The sequence below is a fragment of the Chryseobacterium sp. 14P4.3.2 genome (assembly GCF_057799275.1).
This window is the reverse complement of sequence record NZ_JBYOKO010000022.1, coordinates 38,114-57,109: the sequence shown is the minus strand read 5'-3', so window position 1 is coordinate 57,109 and position 18,996 is coordinate 38,114. Positions and strand designations below refer to the sequence as shown.

At 33.9% G+C, this 18,996-nt stretch carries 20 protein-coding genes; 7 read left to right on the top strand and 13 right to left on the bottom strand.

Going from position 1 to position 18,996, the window contains the following annotated elements:
- Nucleotides 1–223: 223 nt before the first annotated feature.
- The 13 genes from AC27VX_RS22125 to AC27VX_RS22065 form a co-directional block, all read right to left on the bottom strand.
- The gene (locus tag AC27VX_RS22125) at nt 224–406 is read right to left on the bottom strand and encodes a hypothetical protein (RefSeq protein WP_488698027.1); all 183 of its coding nucleotides are present in this window, start codon (nt 404–406) and stop codon (nt 224–226) included.
- A gap of 107 nt (nt 407–513) precedes the next feature.
- Nucleotides 514–957 carry a hypothetical protein gene (locus AC27VX_RS22120; protein WP_488698025.1) on the bottom strand — a complete coding sequence of 148 codons (444 nt, stop codon included), beginning with the start codon at nt 955–957 and terminating at the stop codon, nt 514–516.
- A gap of 320 nt (nt 958–1,277) precedes the next feature.
- On the bottom strand, nt 1,278–1,559 hold the full coding sequence (locus AC27VX_RS22115) for a hypothetical protein (RefSeq protein ID WP_488698024.1): 282 nt from the start codon (nt 1,557–1,559) through the stop codon (nt 1,278–1,280).
- On the bottom strand, nt 1,559–1,699 hold the full coding sequence (locus AC27VX_RS22110; RefSeq protein WP_410681165.1) for a deaminase domain-containing protein: 141 nt from the start codon (nt 1,697–1,699) through the stop codon (nt 1,559–1,561). The genes AC27VX_RS22115 and AC27VX_RS22110 overlap by 1 nt, the downstream gene beginning before the upstream one ends.
- A 412-nt stretch (nt 1,700–2,111) precedes the next feature.
- Entirely contained in the window at nt 2,112–2,402 is a 291-nt protein-coding gene (locus AC27VX_RS22105; protein WP_236855174.1) for a hypothetical protein, read from the bottom strand.
- Nucleotides 2,403–2,725: 323 nt separating this feature from the next.
- A complete protein-coding gene (locus AC27VX_RS22100) occupies nt 2,726–3,277 on the bottom strand; it encodes a hypothetical protein (protein ID WP_236855173.1) in 552 nt (183 codons plus the stop codon).
- Nucleotides 3,274–3,759 (bottom strand): hypothetical protein, encoded by a 486-nt coding sequence (locus AC27VX_RS22095; RefSeq protein ID WP_236855172.1) that lies wholly within the window; start codon nt 3,757–3,759, stop codon nt 3,274–3,276. Before AC27VX_RS22095 ends, AC27VX_RS22100 begins: the two co-directional genes overlap by 4 nt.
- Nucleotides 3,760–3,831: 72 nt before the next feature.
- Entirely contained in the window at nt 3,832–4,410 is a 579-nt protein-coding gene (locus AC27VX_RS22090; protein ID WP_488698021.1) for a hypothetical protein, read from the bottom strand.
- Between the two features lie 229 nt (nt 4,411–4,639).
- Nucleotides 4,640–5,071: a hypothetical protein gene (locus AC27VX_RS22085; RefSeq protein ID WP_300685943.1), complete on the bottom strand. Its 432-nt coding sequence runs from the start codon at nt 5,069–5,071 to the stop codon at nt 4,640–4,642.
- Nucleotides 5,072–5,081: 10 nt separating this feature from the next.
- Nucleotides 5,082–8,045 (bottom strand): peptidoglycan-binding domain-containing protein, encoded by a 2,964-nt coding sequence (locus tag AC27VX_RS22080; RefSeq protein ID WP_488698019.1) that lies wholly within the window; start codon nt 8,043–8,045, stop codon nt 5,082–5,084.
- A 42-nt stretch (nt 8,046–8,087) separates the two neighbouring features.
- Nucleotides 8,088–9,533: an ATP-binding protein gene (locus tag AC27VX_RS22075; RefSeq protein ID WP_488698017.1), complete on the bottom strand. Its 1,446-nt coding sequence runs from the start codon at nt 9,531–9,533 to the stop codon at nt 8,088–8,090.
- 132 nt (nt 9,534–9,665) lie between these two features.
- A complete protein-coding gene (locus AC27VX_RS22070; RefSeq protein ID WP_488698015.1) occupies nt 9,666–11,135 on the bottom strand; it encodes a contractile injection system tape measure protein in 1,470 nt (489 codons plus the stop codon).
- A gap of 46 nt (nt 11,136–11,181) precedes the next feature.
- Nucleotides 11,182–11,502: a hypothetical protein gene (locus AC27VX_RS22065; RefSeq protein ID WP_488698013.1), complete on the bottom strand. Its 321-nt coding sequence runs from the start codon at nt 11,500–11,502 to the stop codon at nt 11,182–11,184.
- Between the two features lie 466 nt (nt 11,503–11,968).
- Between AC27VX_RS22065 and AC27VX_RS22060 the strand changes: the two genes are divergently transcribed.
- From AC27VX_RS22060 to AC27VX_RS22030, 7 genes are all read left to right on the top strand, one after another.
- Nucleotides 11,969–12,553 (top strand): Pvc16 family protein, encoded by a 585-nt coding sequence (locus AC27VX_RS22060; protein WP_236855165.1) that lies wholly within the window; start codon nt 11,969–11,971, stop codon nt 12,551–12,553.
- Nucleotides 12,554–12,593: 40 nt separating this feature from the next.
- The gene (locus AC27VX_RS22055) at nt 12,594–14,318 is read left to right on the top strand and encodes a phage tail sheath family protein (protein ID WP_488698011.1); all 1,725 of its coding nucleotides are present in this window, start codon (nt 12,594–12,596) and stop codon (nt 14,316–14,318) included.
- Nucleotides 14,319–14,396: 78 nt separating this feature from the next.
- The gene (locus tag AC27VX_RS22050) at nt 14,397–16,115 is read left to right on the top strand and encodes a phage tail sheath family protein (protein ID WP_488698009.1); all 1,719 of its coding nucleotides are present in this window, start codon (nt 14,397–14,399) and stop codon (nt 16,113–16,115) included.
- 35 nt (nt 16,116–16,150) lie between these two features.
- On the top strand, nt 16,151–16,582 hold the full coding sequence (locus AC27VX_RS22045) for a phage tail protein (protein WP_236855161.1): 432 nt from the start codon (nt 16,151–16,153) through the stop codon (nt 16,580–16,582).
- Between the two features lie 23 nt (nt 16,583–16,605).
- Entirely contained in the window at nt 16,606–17,979 is a 1,374-nt protein-coding gene (locus tag AC27VX_RS22040) for a phage tail sheath family protein (RefSeq protein WP_488698006.1), read from the top strand.
- A 35-nt stretch (nt 17,980–18,014) separates the two neighbouring features.
- Nucleotides 18,015–18,446: a phage tail protein gene (locus tag AC27VX_RS22035; RefSeq protein ID WP_488698004.1), complete on the top strand. Its 432-nt coding sequence runs from the start codon at nt 18,015–18,017 to the stop codon at nt 18,444–18,446.
- A gap of 2 nt (nt 18,447–18,448) precedes the next feature.
- Nucleotides 18,449–18,916 (top strand): phage tail protein, encoded by a 468-nt coding sequence (locus AC27VX_RS22030; RefSeq protein WP_236855160.1) that lies wholly within the window; start codon nt 18,449–18,451, stop codon nt 18,914–18,916.
- The last annotated feature ends 80 nt before the right edge of the window (nt 18,917–18,996 follow it).

The window sequence follows — 18,996 nt, the reverse complement described above, 5'->3', positions numbered from 1 at the left end:
CAATAAATTATTAACCAAAAACTCTACTTTTGAATGTGCATAGACATGGTGAGATTACAAAACTACTTGTCTGTTTTTGATATTAATATATTTAATATTTTTTTGGTTCAAATACTTATCAAATTGATTTAAAAACTTATAAGATCCATCGGGCGTTTTTGTTGTTAATGTATTATGACTAATACTTTCCTTACATTCAATAATATATTTAAAACAGGGAAGTTTACCCAGCCTCATATAATTGAATATATATTGGGAGGAGTTCAGGGGTAAGTGCGCCATCTAGGAATCTTATTACTTTATCAATATTGCCTTGTGTATCAAGATGAGAATATAATGTGCCAAATTCGCTACTCAACATTCTATTAAGTACTTCTTTTTTATTTAATTCTTCAAAGTTTTTCATTGTAATTTTATTTATTGCTTCTGCTTAAAAAAAAATCTCCGAAGTCAAGAAGCTTCGGAGAGAAATTTATAACTACCAGGTTAAGTGTTGACTAGTTCAGTAAATTACTAATCTACAATATATAAAGATTTACCTTCAAATATAATGTGATCACTATTAATGGTGATCTTTTCTAAATTTTTAAGTAAATATATTTCTTTATTATTTCCACTATAATCATCTATAAATTCATCTAATATTATAAATATAAAATAGCCACTAATAATCTGTATCTTTTGATCACTTTTCAGATTCATAAACATATTAAAATCAGGATAATTTTCTGCTCCGTCATACATAGGTGTAAAATCATTATCTATTTCATCATCTTTGATATATTCTTCTAGAAAAGAATCATATTTTGGTTTTATCTTACTTATAAAATCATTTACACGGATTAATATTCTATATTCATTATAGTCTACATGCGGATTCAGTCTGCCAAAATCTATTTGTAAATAGTTAACTCTTTTTATACTTATTTCATTATTGTTTATATATACTTTATTCATAGCATTATTGTTTAGTGTAATCTTCCCTAAAAACTATATTTTTAAGTGCTATAGTTTTTAGGGAAGATTACACTTTTTCGAGTTGAGGAGCTACCTTATCATCTTTGGTTAACTTTCATGCCTTCTCAAAAGCACTTTTTACTACAAGTATTTCTTTTTAGGATTCATTCAGTTTATCAATGACATCAAATCCTGGGATTGGCTTGGGAATAGATAGTTCAATATTCTTGTGTTTGAATAAAACTCTCCGAATTCTCCCGACTTTGAAGAGTTGAGGGTAATCGTTCGATCTTAACAAGATTATATACACCCCTCAGTATTTAATCGAATCGATATTTTTCATCTTCCTTTGGAGGTAATGGATATTTTAAATAGTCTAATGAATATTTTTCTTTTTGAGATAATTCATTTTGTATTTCTCCAAGCCGAAATGAATATTTAAAAATTAACTCTCTACTCGTATCCTTAAAATCGATTTCCACAAAAGGTATACCTTCTTTAACTTCTGCATATGTACAAATTTCTGTATTGTTTTGATTATTAAACCAATGAGTGAATTGTATAACTGCAATATCTGCATAAAAAGCGCTGTTTATTTTCATTATTTCATATTTTTAATTCCGTCAACAAAATTAAATCTAATATGTGGGAACATTTTGCTAAAGTCTTGTATCACACCTTGACAAGAAATGCAATAAGATAATTCTGATGCAATTGTAATTTTCCCTTTACTATTTAATATATACTTCTCCTTTTTTCACATCTAAGTTATTGGCAATTTTACTTAACTCAAAATATTCAGTATCAAATTCTCTACTCCAGCATCAGCAGTATTTATATTTCCATTCTTATCGACTTTATATGATTCAAATAATTCTTCTCCTTCATATTTCTTTCTGCTTACAACAAAATCAGAAGAATTAAATTTCAGCCCAACTATTTCTCCTTCAATATAAGCTAAATTTATTTTTTCAAATCTTTGTGTTTCTAAGACTAGTTTTTCTTCTGAAAATTGTTTTTTAAGAATGTACTTTTTATTTTCTCGGCATTCTTTGAAAGTTCTTTTTGCTTTTATATACTCTGAGCTAATTTTTCTGTTTCTTCCAGCAAAATTTTTACCTTTGTAAGATCATTATGTTATTGCTTTTTAAAGTTCAAATTAAGGTTCTTGCATAAAAAAGGATAGCTTTTAAGGCTATCCGTAAGAATCTAATATCATTTTTTAATTGATTCAATAAATCTTTTTGATAATCATCTAAATCTTTGTAATTCGTTTCTGATAAAATCAATATTTCCTTAGCTTCAATCAAAGTGAGTTCAGGAAATAACTCACGTAATTTAACCACAGAATTCATTGGGCTATTGTTTTCTATTAGCTCATTAAAGATTGTTAAAACATTTTTCCCATCTTTCTTTAATTTTATATATTTTTCTTTTGTATCCATTATGTTCTATTTATCTTTAAATTTTTTTACAAATAATTCCATTTTTTCTCCAGGGTTGCCACCTATAATTACAGGGACATCCACAATTTTCTTTTCAAACCCCATTCTTTTAACCATAGCTAAGACATCTGGGTTTATTATTGTAGAACCTCCTAATTCTACATTAGATATATTTAATGATTTAGCAATATTATAAGATTTCTTACTGAATTCAAGGAATGATTTAAGAGCTAGTCGGGAGACTTTGGAGAATAGGATAGATGAAATTTTTCTCTATTCATTTTTTTCATATACTAAATTCTATAGGGAAAATATATATGATTTTATTTTTTATTTTTTAAATAATTATTAGTCGTGTTAAAAAAAGTTAAGAAAGAATTAATGCTACTTATTAGCTCACTTTTGTTTACGCCTATTTCATAAATTTTGGAACCACATAATTTATTCCAATATTTAAATTTAATCAAATCATTTTCGATAACGTAAAAAATCATTATATCATCAAAGAAAAAGCTACTGAATATATTGCCTGTCCTAAAATAGTTTCTATCAAAAAAAATTGCATTTTCTGTCTTCTTTTCTTCTGTTTCTTCAATGTTGATACTATCCATAAAAATCTCCCACTCTTTCCAATATAGTAAAATTGATTCATCTGCTATATAAAACAAATCATTTTTAATTATTTCATTTGCTTCTAACCTTATTTTAAGATATTCAAAATCAACAAAAAGATATGCTAAATTAGCCTCTTCATTATTTGACAAGTTCTGATTATGTATTGTGAAATTTAGCCTTCCAAAAATATTATCAAAAGAAATATTCTGTGACAGTTCAACTTCTAATTTTATGCTTTTAGAATTATATATATTTATCATTTTAATTTATCTTTAAAGTATTTTATTAGTCTTCTTTTTGTTGCCTCATCTATTCCTTGTACTCCTCTAGCTCCATTTTGACTTCCAGCCCAATGAGCTATTCCATTATTATCCACTTGAAACTGATGTATTTTTCCTGCATTGTCAATGCTATACCAGGTTTTGGGCATTCCTATTCCTTGTTTAGTTTCCAAATTAGAAAAACCAGGTATAGCTCTTTTCCATAGTTCTTCATGATTTTCAGGAATAGCTTCAGTTTTGCTTCCTCCACCTCTAAAATTAGGACTTTTTGGGTCATGATGTCCAGGGTTTTCATACTTAGGTTTTTTCCCATTATAGAAACGTCCAGTATAGTTCTTTTCTTCTAGCAAACTCTTTACCTTCGCAAGATCATTATCAGCTACTGCTTTTTCGAGTTCAAGAGCTAACTTATCATCTTTAGCTAAAGTTTTTGCCTTTTCAAAAGCATTTTTAGCTAACACTAAATCTTCAGGATTCAGCCAGCTTTGCTTATTATTTTGGCTAATTTTAAATAATTATTTATTCATTACCCGTTAAGAAAAATATTCTTCATCTCTAATTTTCCATTTTTCTATATCTTCTATGGATATAGCAGGCTCTACAATAATATGTTTTTTTAGATAGCGTCCTTCAAAAAAAGTTTTGCCTCTTGGCTCAATCAGACTTTTTCTTAGAATTCTTTTTATAATGCTTTGTTTGTCAGGATCCGTAATATCCTCTTCCGAAAACTCATTGATCATTTCTTCTGAGAAAGCCCTGATCATTTCATAGTATTCTTTTAATGGTTCTAATGGCTCATCAGGGTCAAAATATCTACGAGTAGGTACAAGATAAACATAAAAAGAGCGAATAATATAATCTTCTCCTACTTCTAATAATTGAGGCATGAAGACATGGTCTTTTATTTTATGATGTTCATCAATATACTTTAATACAGCCTCATATAATTGAATGTACACTGGGAGGAGTTCAGGGGTAAGTTCACCATCCAAATGACGTATAATAATATCATTTCCATCAGAAACATTATCATTAAAATACATCGTTCCAAATTTGCTTCCTAAAAATCTTAATAGGGGTTCCGTTTTTTTTATTTCTTCAAAAGTTTTCATTTTTAGATTCTTGATTTTGACTAGTCCTTAAATAATAATACACGGTAAAGGATAAAAATAAATAATTAAACCAGAGCAAATTCATTTTTTGTAGATTAAACGAAATCATCCATGTTAAAAGAGAAATAGTTATATTCTTGCTTTTTAGTTTGGCTGGGCTAAGCAAGTTGATAAACAATCAATGTAAAGATTTTTTTTTCTTTTAAAAAAGCTAGGGTACTAAAATGGTTTATTGATTTAATATATTTTTAGGAATATAATCTATTGGATTTGCATACTTTCCGATCCAAGTTGTATCTGGTAAATAGGTTTCTACTTCAATATAGTCGAATATACTTATATACTCTTTTTTATCAAAATCAATGAAAAATGTAATTCCAGCATATTCTTCTGTGAAATTTTCAATAATACTTTTTGCTTCTGATACAGAAACTTGATCTTCAGAAATAGACCCGAAAAAAGAAAATAATTTATCATCAGTTACATTTAATGCACCATTTCTAAAATTTTGACGAGAAATGTCCTGTAATATTGATGGACTGTATTTTTCATAATTTAGAATCCACCATGCGATTGGCATCAAGTAAAATTGATATTTATCATTATGTTTTATGCAGCCTAATATATAATTTTCATCTAATCTTTGTTCTATACTTTTCATACAATTCAATTTATGGTTGTTCAACTTTCCAGCTTCCTTTAATGGCTTGTTCTTCTATTTTTTTTATATATTCTTTCGGTAGACCAAATGCTCCTGTAGATTTTGTTGGATCTGAAATCTGCGGTTTTGTAGGATATACTTTACCTAAGTCCTGCGCTACTGCACTTTCTCTAATTTCTTTTGCTAATGATTCGGGAATTTCAAAAGACACTATTTTTACATCCATATCTTTTCCACCTCGTTTTTCATAAAAATAAATTTGATGTGACTTGTCGTCTAATGTTACATACAGCATATTATCTCCATTTATTTTTACATCTCCATTTTTATCTAGTCTTATTCTATGTTGACTGGCATTAGGTTTAACACCTCCTTGTGTTCTATAGATTGTTGCATTTTTTTCTTCAAGATCTATCGAAAGCTTTTCTTCACTTTTTGTACTTGCTGTTACGCCTTTATTGTCTTTAAGCAAATTTTTTACCTTAACAAGGTCATTTTCTGCTATTGCTTTTTCGAGTTCGATAACCAACTTATCATCTTTAGCTAAAGTTTTTGCCTTTTCAAAAGCGTTTTTAGCTAACACTAAATCTTCAGGATTTAATCCTGTCTCACCAATAAGTTTGGCCAGTTTAAGTTCTGCAATAAAACTATCAAATGTAACAATTCCTTTTCGAATAGCAAATACTGCTCTGGCTAATAATTCTCCTGTTTGTACTAAACCTGGTATTGTTACGTAGGTAAGTTGTCTTGCTTTTGCAAAGCCAGAAAGTATTTTTTGTTGCTGGGTTTGTATTTTAGCTTGTTTAGAAATATTATGCTGTACTTTGTTTTCAAGAGCTTCAATTCTGGCTAAATCACTTTCCAATGCCTTTATTACCTTATCCTGAGTTGCTCTATCTAATTTTGCTTCCGTAAGAATCTTTCTGGTTTGATCGGTATCTTTTGTAAGATCAAATGCTCTGCCTGCATCTGCCAGTTTAGCTGAAATTTTTGCAACAGCCGCTGCATCTAAAACAGATCCTACCACTGAAATAACCACCCAGACAGCACTTGGTTCATCCTGGGAAATATCTACTTTATAGGCGGCAAGTTGTGTCCGGTATGCTTCAATTTCCTCATAGGTCAAGTAAGCACCAAGAGCAAAATTTCCTGCGGCCAGTAATACAGCTACTGTTCCTGTACCAAAAGAGAGTAAGCCTAATGCAACGGCTAAAACACCGATTAATAATCCTTCTATAATATGTTTAGTACTTTCTTCACTTTCTTTATCCGTTATTATTAAATCAAAAATACTGTCTTTAGCTATTCCTTGCTGTTCTTTTGATTTTTGAAGCAAGCTTCCAAAGCCATAGATAGAAATACCTTGATCAGCATGTAATTTTGTAATGATTTTTGTTATATATTCTTCCTGATCATTAATATAATTTTCCAGAAAATTACGGAGCTCTTGTTGTGTTTCTATTTCGGAAAAACCTTCCTTATTAAATCCATTATCTTCAACCAGTGGAGTGATGGATGATAATCTCTTGATTGCTTCATTACCTTCTGCTTTTTTGCTTCTGGCAAGTGCCTCCATTCTATTTTTAAAGGCTCTTTCTTCAGAATTTGGTTTTTCAGCTATGATAGGAGTGCCGGCGCTATTGGCTACTTCATAACTTTCCTTGGCTTTAGAAGCTTTTATTTTTTCTAATAAATTTTTGATGAAAGTATCATTGAGTAATTTCTTTTTTTGTTCAAAAAGAACATGTCTGTATTTTACCAAAGAATCCTCTGCAATGTGAACGGTCTCTTTGCGGAAAGAAAGTTCATAATCTGTAATCAATTTTTTGAATGATTCTAAGGTAAATCCATTTGCCGTAAGTGAAACAAGTAATTCCTCTAATTGTTTATTTAATGCATTTTCAAAAAAAGCTTTATTAGGATCCCCATGTTCATAAGGTGTGCTTTCGTGGCTGTGTTTAAACTTAATATAGTTTTTATATTGTTTGTATAAAGTTTCTAATCCAGTTAATTGTTTTTGTACTTCTTCTCGATTATTTTTTTCTTTATTTCGAAGGGTTCTATTCTTAATATATTCTTTAAGGGATTCTTCAATAGCTGTCATACTGGTTGTTTCCTCCGAAACTTTACTCTTATAATCAGCTATTTCTTCATCAGATAACTGCTTTAATAGATCGAGGATACGCGTATTTTGAATGTAATCGGCAGTACTTGTTGCGTCTCTGATAAATTGTTTTTTGTCTGGTGATAGCGTTTCTGTTTCTTTTTCTATATTATTTTCTTTTGCAGATATCTTATAGTTTACAGACGCTCCTTTGGCAACCATATTTTTAACTTCTTCATCAGTAAATTTTGGATTCCATTCCAGATGGCGGGTTATGTTCATCTTAAACTCAGCAAAGTGATTAAGATCTTCATCAGTCTGAATTAATTTGCCATTGAATTTTTGATTTTTTGCTATAACAATAGTATGAGTAATCGAGTCATCATCTTTAGAATTACTAGTTTTAGGTTTTTCCAATGTTGAAGACAAAGTAATATTACCGTTATCCTTTTTATCTTTAAATTTTGCCAACTCTCCATCCATTTTCAATAAAGTTTCCTTATCAAAAACTCCAGAGCCTGTAAGACCATTCTTTCGTTGGAAGTTGATGAGGGCAATCTTTGTATTATTGCCAAAAGAATTTCCGTTTTCAGGAACTTTGTGTCCTAATAAATTGAGCGCCTTATTGAGCGCCAATACATGCAGCCCGCTGTCCAAAAGCTGTATTCTGGCTGAGCCTCTTTCTACTTTATTAAATGCTCTGTTTCTAAAAGGATCGTATGTTATTTGAGTAACTTCTGTTTTTGCGAGGGAAATTTTAGCATCCTGACTGTTGATTTTTTCATATTTTTTTTCATCCTCTTTATTATCTGTAGTTTGCGTTTCGGACCTGTTTGTCCTGGGCGCAAATGTTTTTTGATGTCTGCTCATGTTGTTGGTTATTAGATATATTCATTAAGATGTGTTAAAGGTTTATTCTGATTTTTGTACAAATGCGCTGAGGCGGGACTGATTTTTTCCAAAAGCCTTTTCGTTTTCTATCATCAGATAAGTGCTTATTAATGAATGGGTAATAATGGTTTCATTACGATCATATATTGCCATCGTTACATTTTTCATAATGTTGCGGATATTAGCACCGGTATAAGAATATTCTTTGGCTAAATGTTTTAAAAGCTCGTCACTTTCAAAGGTTGTATTCTTGGGCAGATAATGTTTCCAAAGTGCTTCCCTGGTGGCTTCTGTCGGACGTATTACATTTACAGATACATCTATACGGCGTTTGAAAGCATCATCCATATTATTTTCAAAATTGGAGGCAAGGATTGTTAATCCGTCGAATTTTTCTATTCGCTGCAATAAATAAGATACTTCCTGGTTGGCATAGCGGTCATGAGCATCTTTTACATCAGAACGTTTTCCAAACAAAGCGTCCGCCTCATCGAAAAACAGCATGCAGTTTTTACCCTGCAGTCTGTTGAATAGTACTTCAAGATTCTTCTCAGTTTCACCAATGTATTTACTCACCACCTGGGAGAGATCTACATGATACATATCAATACCATAAGTGTTGGCAAGTATTCCTGCCAGCATCGTTTTTCCTGTTCCCGGTGCACCGTAGAATAGGGCCATGAAACCCGGTTTAAAACTGTGTTCCCCATTTTTAAAAAAGCCGCTTTCCAATGCTTTGATATAATGTCCAATGGGTTTGATCTGTTCTCTTACATTATTTTCCAAAATAATATCATCCATGGTCAGATCAGACTTGTAAAGCTTCCCCGGAAAGTACGAACCGTGATCTAAGTGTGGCTTTTGACCTGACAAAAAATAGTTTAGATAAGCAGTGTCCAATTCAATCTTTGCATGAATAAACTCCGTTGCAGAACGATTGTAAATAATGTCATTTTTCAGTAATACACTGCCGTTTATCAGTTGGGCACTATACTGCGACCACAAGGACAAATCCTTACCGGCAAGCAAAAAAAGTGAAGTTTGAAAAGTTGGCTTAAAACTTCGGTTACTCTTACTGTATTCGCCGCCTGCTTCAATAGCAAATGCATTGCTGCTTTCTTCTATCTGTACGAATGTTTTTAGCACTGACGGATAATGAGCTGAGGCAACCCCCAGCGCTAAAATTACTCTGTCTATTGCTGTCAGCTGGTGGGTGTTTATGGTAACCGAGTAGGGTGATTCATCATTTATCGTTGGGGGTTCAGGCACTTCATAAGCAGTATCCTCATCCTCTAAAAACAATTCTGTGCAACGCATTTCAATAAGCAATTGCAACCATTTCATTTCTTCGTTTAAAGCATTATGATTTACTTCAGTGGCTTGAAATAAGTGATTAATTCCTTCCGTTTTTTCATTAACTTTTGTCTTTGCCAATGATTTTTGTTCATGATTAGTTAGAGATTTCATAATTGTATTTTGAGTTGCTTGTGTTAAAATTGTATGGTAAGGCTGGAGAAATACCGGAAAATATTTTTCTTAAAATAGAAAATAATTCTAGAGTAGATTTTGTAGTGTATGAACCAATCAATAAAAAATTGATTACCAGTTCACAAATATGAATTTTTCCTGCCATGGCAGTTTAAAAAGACCAATACCCCAGGAAAGTTTATCAAGTAAAATATCCTGCGCCTTTCGTTCTATGGTAAGGGTGTAATCAAAATCGGTAACTACTAATTTTCCCGACCGTTGGAAAAATTCGTTTTGTAATAATCCCGATGATGATTTTCTCATTGGATTCCAGTTGTGCAGAACACTTTCTATAACATTTTTAGCCTGTGTTTTATGCTTACGCGAAAGTTTAATATGTCTGTTAATCGATTGATTCATAGGAATGTTACATAAGAATTTCTCGAAAATCATGTCGTGTTCAGGAGCATTTGTTTTTCCGGTAGCAATATAATGTAACAAATGTGCACCTAATTCAGGGTCAGTGAGCTGTTGGGTTTCCGGATGAATAAGATCACAATGTTCAAAAAAGGTTTTAATGAATGGGTGTATCAGAATAAGGCCGGCATTTTGAACATATTGCCCATCATTCAGGTGTGGGTTAGCATACTCTGAAATATTTTCCTGCTGAATCTTTTCTGCTGAATCTTTTGTACCTTCCGGAGTATCAGTTGTATTGTTTTCGAAGGTTTCAATAATTTCATTTTCCTGAATAAAGGGGAATATCTTAGCCACTGCTTTCCATTTCTGAGAGCTGTTTTTTGTTGGTGACTGACCCTTTGCTGGTGATTGACCCTTTGCTGCTACTGTTGCTACTTTTGTAATCTGTTGCAGAAGGTATTCCCGAAGGTTATTAGTTGAAGAACCCAAATGTTTTGATAATACATCCAGAACTAAACGCCATATGATGAGTCTTTCAGTATTATTAAGCTTAGATATGAGACTGATGACCTCGACCTGCAGGTTGATTTTTAACGCTTTATTTTTTATAACTGTCAGACATAATTGGGCAATCTGCGCATTTGAAAATTGATTGATAATTCGATCCTGAACATGTGGTTTAGACAAAATGGGAATCATACTTTGGGAGAAGTTATCAGCCAGAATCAGATGATCAAATGCGGCTGGTTCCATAAAAGAAGTCTCTTTTTTGGTCGAATTCCACCAGGGCATATATCCCTTTTCTAAAAAATAGACAAAAGTTTGCACCATCTTTTCTTGATTGTCAATCAGATATGCCTTAGAATCACTTTCTGTTGTTTGATCTGAACCTATAACCGGGTTAATGACTTCTGAAAGTTCTTCTTTAAAAAGTCGAGCAATATTTTCTTTTAATTCAGCATTTAGCGAACTGCTTTTTACATCCAGATCCAATTCTAACCGAGGAATTTGGAGGGTATGGCCGACTAATTGATGCTCCAAAGTATTGATGTACTTCTCTATTTCCGGAAAAACATCCATAGACAAAAAACTGTTAATATCCTCTTTTAGGCTAAATGCTTTTTCTTTGTTGTTAACTGTGATTTCCACAAAGACTTTCTGAATTATATGATCTTGCATCATACTAAATAGGTTTTAATTATACAATATAGAGAGTGTTCAAAGGATTTTACTTCTGATCGAATTCTCCTCCCCAAAAACCTGCGGGGCAAAGACTTAACTTTGATTTTTGTTTTGCACTCAGTCTGCATCCGCAACCTCTGATAAAGCCATCTTTTGGAGAGTCTATAACTTCCAGTGTGTCTGGGTTAAGCCATTTCATGGCATTGCAATTATTACCGTTTTTTAAAGGGCATGCGTTACAAATTTGTTCTCTTAAAGAGAAAATTAGTTCTTCATTTTGATCAGCTACGCCCATTTTCGAGCGCAATTCATTGAAATGGCCGCCAATGATTTCATTGCGCTTGCCAAAAAGTTTTTTGATATTCATGTTATTAAATTTTAAAAATTATTGGGGTCAAAATTAGAAGATGAAAAGGCATTTTGCGAATTATAAGGACGCTCTATTCTGTCTTTGCAGTAAAAGGCAAAATTGTTTCCCGATTAAATGGAGGTTGCTGTTTTTAGAAATTACAGGGTATAAAAAGACATCACTTTCAAGTGAGAGTAGAGGGAAGTATGCCGTAGTATTTGAAGATTTATTTTTCAAATGGCAATTAATCTCCGGATAAGATTATTTGCTATGTGTATAGAGAAAGTCTTAGAGCTAAATTTTTATTTTTCAAAAAAAACATTCAATGGTTTGATTATGATGGTTTTATTCTTTTGTTTTTTTATTTTTTTTTCGAAAAATAAAAATTCGATTTACTGCAAAGACTGTATTGAGAGCTCCAAATATTTGTCTTTTGAGGAGGGGGGATTGTATGTTTGCACCACAATAACTAAGAACAGAAATTATGATTAATAATGTATTAACAGTTTTACAAAATAAGCTAAATGAGCCAAATGGTTTATATAACCCAATTTTTCCTAATGAAGTAGAAATCGCTGTTGTAGGTGATATCGCAAAACATGATGACGAAGACTCTCGGCTTAGCGACAAGGTAATAATTACTCTGTTAAGTGTTGAGGAAGAATCAACATTGAAAAATAGATCAAGATACCAGCAGGTAGTGGTAGAATCTCAACCGACCCGATATGACAAGGAGAGTGCTCCGGCTTATTTAAACCTTTATGTAATGATCGCAGCCAACAGAAGTATGTATAACAAAGGGTTGCTGAATATCTCGAAAGTTATTGAAATATTTCAAGCAAATAATGTATTAGAATATATTGGATCCAATCAAGAAGATAATTTTAAGTTCAGAATTGAATTGCATTCTATCCCCTTTGATCAGCTAAGTTATATCTGGGGATTATTAGGTGGGAAGATCATGCCGTCTGTCTTATATAAAATCAGTGTAATAAAAATTGTAGCTAAAGAGACAAAACCTGTTGAACTGATTAATGACGTTAATATACAAAGTATTAAAGTTAATTAACCATAAAATAAAAACTAATAACCTTTTCAAATTTTTTAACATGTTAAATCTAACAACACCGGGAGTTTCTATTGAAGAAATTACAAAACTTCCTTATTCTGTTGCATTAGCAGAAACAGCCATACCTGTGTTTATAGGGTATACTGAGCTAATACCTGATCAATATAAAAATGCTTTTAAAATCGGTTCTCTTTTGGAATATGAACGCTCTTTCGGGGGACCAAAAAAAGAGGGCATTCAGCTAAAAGATGTAAAAGATAAAGGGGTGGCTCTAATACCACCTCCGGTACAATTTCTAATGTACTATTCACTTCAAATGTATTTTGCGAATGGCGGGGGGCCTTGCTATATTATTTCTGCAGGAAAATACCCTTCAACAGGAGAAGTACAGCTGTCTGCACTGGAGACAGGGGTACAGATGATTGACTATATAAAAGAGCCAAGTCTTATTATTCTCCCTGATGCGATCTCGCTAGCTAATGAAGAAGATTTTTATACAATCTCCAATCAGGTAATTGAGAAAGCAAAAGTAGAGACAGAAAATAGATTTGCTATACTGGATACCTATTACGGAAACTCTGTAAAGGGATCCAATGATCTTACTACTATTGATATCTTTAGAAATAAAGTGAATTCAACCAGTCATGCTGCAGCCTATTTCCCACATTTAAAAACTATTTTGAACTATTCTTTTGATGAGAATAAAACACCAATTGTACATAAAGGTTTACAGGAGCCTAAGCAGGAAAGCTCTGTTTTTTATAAAGGGGAGATAGCGGCTTTAAGTGAACTGCAAAACTTAGCAAACATGGAAATTTCAGGTGGATCTCCTGATCCTTTTATACTTGCTGATTTCTTAGGACAGGCTATTGCCATTGCAGAAGAAATTAATGAATCCGCTGATGCGGTATCTCATGGAAAATCAAGTTTAATTCTGGCAATTAATGAATCAAAAGCTGTATTAGACGCTATATATGATGGAACAATTGATGATTTTACTGTTCCTGATGATTTGGATGAAAGCGCGCCTGCTTTCAGTGGGGAATTTGAAGCGCTAAAGTCTGCAATTGTTGATGTGAAAGACGAAGAAGGAGAGGCAAATGGTATTATCCTTAAAAATTTAGAGTCCTCAAATTCTGCATTATACAATCAGGTGAAGAAAGAAATACAGTCGTTGAAAGTTGTTTTACCCCCATCATCTGCCATGGCTGGTGTATACAACAGGGTAGACAGTATAAGAGGGGTGTGGAAAGCTCCTGCCAACGTAGGTTTTAATTATGTAGTTGCTCCCACAGAAAAAATTTCAGATCAGGAACAGGCAAAACTACATACAGATGATACAGGAAAATCAATCAATGCAATTAGAACTTTTACAGGAAAAGGGACATTAGTATGGGGAGCCAGAACGCTGGACGGAATGGACAAAAAAGATGGGAAAGACAATGAATGGAAGTATGTGAATGTACGTCGCTATTATAATATGCTAAAGCAAGCGATAAGTAAAACACTTCATGAATTTATTGACGAACCCAATATACGACCTACCTGGTTACAGGCAAAAGCTACTCTTGAAAATTTTCTTAACCAGCAATGGATGGAAGGTGCATTGGCAGGGATAACACCAAAAGAAGCTTATTTTGTTGAAGTAGGAGCAGATGAAGATGAAACTAAAACCAAAACAATGAGTGTAACGGTAAAAGTAGCATTAGCACGACCGGCGGAATTTATTGTATTACGTTTTTCACACCAATTACAAGAATCTTAGAAATTACAATCAATCACGAATATATATTCGAAGTTCCGCTTCGAAGAATAATTAATATTAACATTAAATTTTTAAAAAATGAATTACAAAACCCCTGGAGCTTACGTGGAGGAACAGTCTACATTTCCACCTTCCGTAGCACAAGTTGAAACAGCTATTCCAGCTTTTATCGGATATACCGAATTAGGACCCAAAAATAAACCAACAAGAATCTCTTCTATGCTGGAGTATGAGCAACTTTTTGGACATGCTAAGCCGGAACCTTTAGCTGTAGCTTTTAGAGATGGCGTTGCAACAGCAGTGCAGACTAAAGTAAACGATTTTAAAATGTACTATGCGATGCAAATGTATTTTGCCAATGGAGGTGGTGCATGTTATATTGTTTCTGTAGGACCTGAAGGGTATCCTGCATCCGTAAATACTGTAGAATTACAGGCAGGTCTTGACTTATTAAAAAAAGAGGACGAACCAACTCTTATCGTTTTCCCTGATCTTCAGGATTTAGTTCCTGCTGCTTCAGATATTGCTGCTGCTGCCAAAGCTTCTGAAGTCTCAGAAAGTAATGAAACTTTTGCCACTATTGCAAAAACTGCCTCAAAAGCTGTTGCAGATGTTGCAAATTCTGCCGGTCCAACTATACAGCATATTATAGATGCTGCTGTTGCAAAAGCCAATACTTACAAAATTACCAATCCTAATGATGCTAATGAAGTTGCTGCAGCTCAGGCAGCTCAGGTAGTTGTAGAAGCAGGTAAAGCTGCTGCTGCAGTTCCAAATGCTCAGGTGGCTGACGTTAAGATTGATATACAAATTGCTGCATCTAAGTTTGATTCAGTATGGAGTAGTGCTAAAAGTGTTGCAGAGAGTACTGCTGATTTTAAAACGTCACTGGTTTCCAGAGCCGGTGATCAGGTTACAATCACTAAAGCCTACAATTTATATAATAAAGCTTTAGATCAGGCAGAATTATTAAAAGACAGGTTTGTCATTATGGATGTCCTGGGAGATGATGCTACCTTTAGAAATGAAGTGTCTGCTTCAGGTCTAAAATATGGAGCAGCCTATCATCCTAAATTGAAAACAGTTCTAAGTTATGATTTCAAAGATGATAAAGTACCGGTTACTGGTGTATATGGTAGCAGAAATTTAGCTGATTTAAAAGCAAATCATTCAGAGTTGTATAATCAGGCTAAGCAAGCTATTGAATCTAAACAGGTGATTCTTGCTCCATCCTCAGCAATGGCGGGAGTTTACGCCAAGGTAGACAGTACTGCCGGAGTATTTAAATCACCAGCTAACATTGGTCTTAACTATGTTGTGGCTCCAACCGTAAAAATTACTACTAAGGAGCAGGATCTTCTTAACGTAGATACTACGTATGGAAAATCAATTAACGTTATCAGAGCTTTCACAGGAAAAGGGACATTGGTTTGGGGAGCAAGAACGCTGGACGGAAACAGCAATGAATGGAAATATGTATCCGTACGTCGTTTCTTCAGCATGGTAGAAGAATCTGTGAAAAAAGCAACAGAGCGTTTCGTATTTGAACCGAATACAGCCAATACATGGGTTCGTGTAAAGACAATGATCGAGAATTTCCTTGATCAGCAGTGGAGAGACGGAGCATTGGCAGGGAGCAAACCGGAAGAAGCTTATTACGTAAGTGTTGGTCTGAACAAAACAATGTCCGCTCAGGATATTTTAGAAGGAAGAATGAACATCGAGATCGGAATGGCAGCCGTACGTCCGGCTGAATTTATCGTGCTTCGTTTTTCACACAAATTACAGGAAGCATAAAATAACTTAAATAACAACAAAAATATAAATACATTATGAGTACATATCCATTAGTAAAGTTTGCCTTTGAAGTAGATTGGGGCGGAACAAAAGTAGGTTTCCAGGAAGTAAGCGGTTTAAACGTTGAAGCCGGTTTAATTGAATACAGACACGGAGCGAGTCCTGACTTTAGTAAAATCAAGATGCCCGGCCTGAAAGTTTTCAGTAACATCACTTTAAAGAGAGGAACTTTCAAAAAGGACAATGAGTTTTTTAACTGGTTTCAGACTACTCAGCTTAATACCGTAGAGCGCAGAACCATTACAATTTCCCTTTTAGATGAGAACGGAGAGCCTGCAGTGACCTGGAAAGTAAAAAATGCATTTCCGCTTAAATTACAATCTACAGATCTTAAAGCTGAAGGTAATGAGGTGGCTATTGAAACCTTAGAACTTGCACACGAAGGATTAACTATTGAAAATAACTAATATTAATTTAAAATTTTAAAAAAATGAGTTACAAAACACCAGGAGTCTACGTTGAGGAAATTGCAACATTCCCACCATCAGTAGCACAAGTAGAAACGGCTATCCCAGCTTTTGTTGGGTACACAGATAAAGGGCCTAGAAATGAACCAACAAGAATCTCTTCTATGTTGGAATATAAAACAATTTTTGGAGAAGCATTGCCTGAAGCTTTCAAGATTAACATCAATGGTAATTCTCTTGAAACTGAGGTCGCTCTAAGTCCTTTCAAAATGTATTATGCGATGCAAATGTATTTTGCCAATGGCGGCGGACCATGTTATATCGTTTCTGTAGGAGTAAAAACAGTAGGTTTTCCAACTAAAGTAGAATTAGCTGAATTGGAAAAAGGTCTTGCGACTCTGGAAAAAGAAGACGAACCAACCCTTATTGTTTTCCCGGATGCTGAAGGTTTGGATGCGAATATCTATAGTTTTTATGAATCTGCTTTAGATCATGCTGAACTTATGAAAGACAGATTTGTGATCATGGATGTTGTAGGTGATGATTCTACTACAGGTGCTGATTTTAGAGCAGTTGTTAATTTTAGAGAAGGTGTAGACGCTGGGCCAAGCGGTGAGCGTTTAAAATATGGTGCAGCTTATTACCCAAAACTAGAAACAATCTTAAGCTATAATTTTGATGAGAAGGAGGTTGAAATCAGCAGCCCTCAATCAGATTTTACTTTAAGAAATGAAGATGCTACCTATTTATCTGATTTAAAAAAGAGCGATTCAGATTTGTATAACAGAGCTAAAAAACTGATTGAATCTAAACGAGTAGTATTGGCACCATCATCAGCAATGGCGGGAGTTTACGCTAAGGTAGACAGTACTGCGGGAGTATTTAAAGCACCAGCTAATGTAGGTCTTAACTATGTAGTAGCTCCAACTGTAAAAATCTCTCATGAAGATCAGGATAAACTGAATGTGGATCCAGCTGCTGGAAAATCAATTAACGCAATCAGAACTTTCACAGGAAAAGGGACATTGGTTTGGGGAGCAAGAACGCTGGACGGAAACAGCAATGAATGGAGATATGTATCCGTACGTCGTTTCTTCAGTATGGTAGAAGAATCTGTGAAAAAAGCGACAGAACGTTTCGTATTTGAGCCGAATACAGCCAATACATGGGTTCGTGTACAGACCATGATCGAGAATTTCCTTGATCAGCAGTGGAGAGACGGAGCATTGGCAGGGAGCAAACCGGAAGAAGCTTATTACGTAAGTGTTGGTCTGAACAAAACAATGTCCGCTCAGGATATTTTAGAAGGAAGAATGAACATCGAGATCGGAATGGCAGCCGTACGTCCGGCTGAATTTATTGTGCTTCGTTTTTCACACAAATTACAGGAAGCATAAAATAACTTAAATAACAACAAAAATATAAATACATTATGAGTACATATCCATTAGTAAAGTTTGCCTTTGAAGTAGATTGGGGCGGAACAAAAGTAGGTTTCCAGGAAGTAAGCGGTTTAAACGTTGAAGCCGGTTTAATTGAATACAGACACGGAGCGAGTCCTGACTTTAGTAAAATCAAAATGCCCGGCCTGAAAGTTTTCAGTAACATCACTTTAAAGAGGGGAACTTTCAAAAAGGACAATGAGTTTTTTAACTGGTTTCAAACTAATCAGCTTAATACCGTAGAGCGCAGAACCATTACAATTTCGCTTTTAGATGAGAACGGAGAGCCTGCAGTGACCTGGAAAGTAAAAAATGCATTCCCTCTTAAATTACAATCTACAGATCTTAAAGCTGAAGGTAATGAGGTGGCTATTGAAACCCTGGAACTTGCACATGAAGGATTAACTATTGAAAATAACTAATCATGGCTCTTTTATATCCTCCAACTAGTTTCTCTTTTATTGTTAATGGGATTTCAACAACAGAGGGTATTGACTCCAGATTTCAGTCTGTATCTGGTTTATCAACAGAAATTACAACTGAAGAATACGCCGAAGGAGGTGAAAACAGATTTAGCCATCAGCTTCCTTTGCGGCCAAAATATCCAAATTTAGTTCTTAAGCGTGGATTAATCGTAAGTTCCGGATTGATAAGCTGGTGTAGAAACGCTATGGAAAACTTCGAATTTGAACCCAGAAACCTCATCATTACCCTTTCAGGAGGACTTCAGTCTACAGCACCTTTAATGGTATGGAATGTAGTTGGGGCTTATCCTGTAAAATGGGAAGTTTCAGAATTCAACGCAGAAGAAAGCAAACTTGCTATAGAAACCATAGAACTGAAATACAGATATTTCACAATACCCTCATCGTTAGCAAGCTTAGGCTTGTAATTTCTAAATCAAATCTAAGCACATACTGGTGTGTTAGTTTAAAGATAACATTCAGCAAAATTTTTCAGATAAAAGGAAAA

Bases quoted from the DNA above. Each gene is read 5' to 3' on its own strand.
- AC27VX_RS22125 (WP_488698027.1), bottom strand. From the start codon at position 406: ATGAAAAACTTTGAAGAATTAAATAAAAAAGAAGTACTTAATAGAATG.
- AC27VX_RS22120 (WP_488698025.1), bottom strand. From the start codon at position 957: ATGAATAAAGTATATATAAACAATAATGAAATAAGTATAAAAAGAGTT.
- AC27VX_RS22115 (WP_488698024.1), bottom strand. From the start codon at position 1,559: ATGAAAATAAACAGCGCTTTTTATGCAGATATTGCAGTTATACAATTC.
- AC27VX_RS22105 (WP_236855174.1), bottom strand. From the start codon at position 2,402: ATGGATACAAAAGAAAAATATATAAAATTAAAGAAAGATGGGAAAAAT.
- AC27VX_RS22100 (WP_236855173.1), bottom strand. From the start codon at position 3,277: ATGATAAATATATATAATTCTAAAAGCATAAAATTAGAAGTTGAACTG.
- AC27VX_RS22090 (WP_488698021.1), bottom strand. From the start codon at position 4,410: ATGAAAACTTTTGAAGAAATAAAAAAAACGGAACCCCTATTAAGATTT.
- AC27VX_RS22085 (WP_300685943.1), bottom strand. From the start codon at position 5,071: ATGAAAAGTATAGAACAAAGATTAGATGAAAATTATATATTAGGCTGC.
- AC27VX_RS22080 (WP_488698019.1), bottom strand. From the start codon at position 8,045: ATGAGCAGACATCAAAAAACATTTGCGCCCAGGACAAACAGGTCCGAA.
- AC27VX_RS22075 (WP_488698017.1), bottom strand. From the start codon at position 9,533: ATGAAATCTCTAACTAATCATGAACAAAAATCATTGGCAAAGACAAAA.
- AC27VX_RS22070 (WP_488698015.1), bottom strand. From the start codon at position 11,135: ATGATGCAAGATCATATAATTCAGAAAGTCTTTGTGGAAATCACAGTT.
- AC27VX_RS22065 (WP_488698013.1), bottom strand. From the start codon at position 11,502: ATGAATATCAAAAAACTTTTTGGCAAGCGCAATGAAATCATTGGCGGC.
- AC27VX_RS22060 (WP_236855165.1), top strand. From the start codon at position 11,969: ATGATTAATAATGTATTAACAGTTTTACAAAATAAGCTAAATGAGCCA.
- AC27VX_RS22055 (WP_488698011.1), top strand. From the start codon at position 12,594: ATGTTAAATCTAACAACACCGGGAGTTTCTATTGAAGAAATTACAAAA.
- AC27VX_RS22050 (WP_488698009.1), top strand. From the start codon at position 14,397: ATGAATTACAAAACCCCTGGAGCTTACGTGGAGGAACAGTCTACATTT.
- AC27VX_RS22045 (WP_236855161.1), top strand. From the start codon at position 16,151: ATGAGTACATATCCATTAGTAAAGTTTGCCTTTGAAGTAGATTGGGGC.
- AC27VX_RS22040 (WP_488698006.1), top strand. From the start codon at position 16,606: ATGAGTTACAAAACACCAGGAGTCTACGTTGAGGAAATTGCAACATTC.
- AC27VX_RS22035 (WP_488698004.1), top strand. From the start codon at position 18,015: ATGAGTACATATCCATTAGTAAAGTTTGCCTTTGAAGTAGATTGGGGC.
- AC27VX_RS22030 (WP_236855160.1), top strand. From the start codon at position 18,449: ATGGCTCTTTTATATCCTCCAACTAGTTTCTCTTTTATTGTTAATGGG.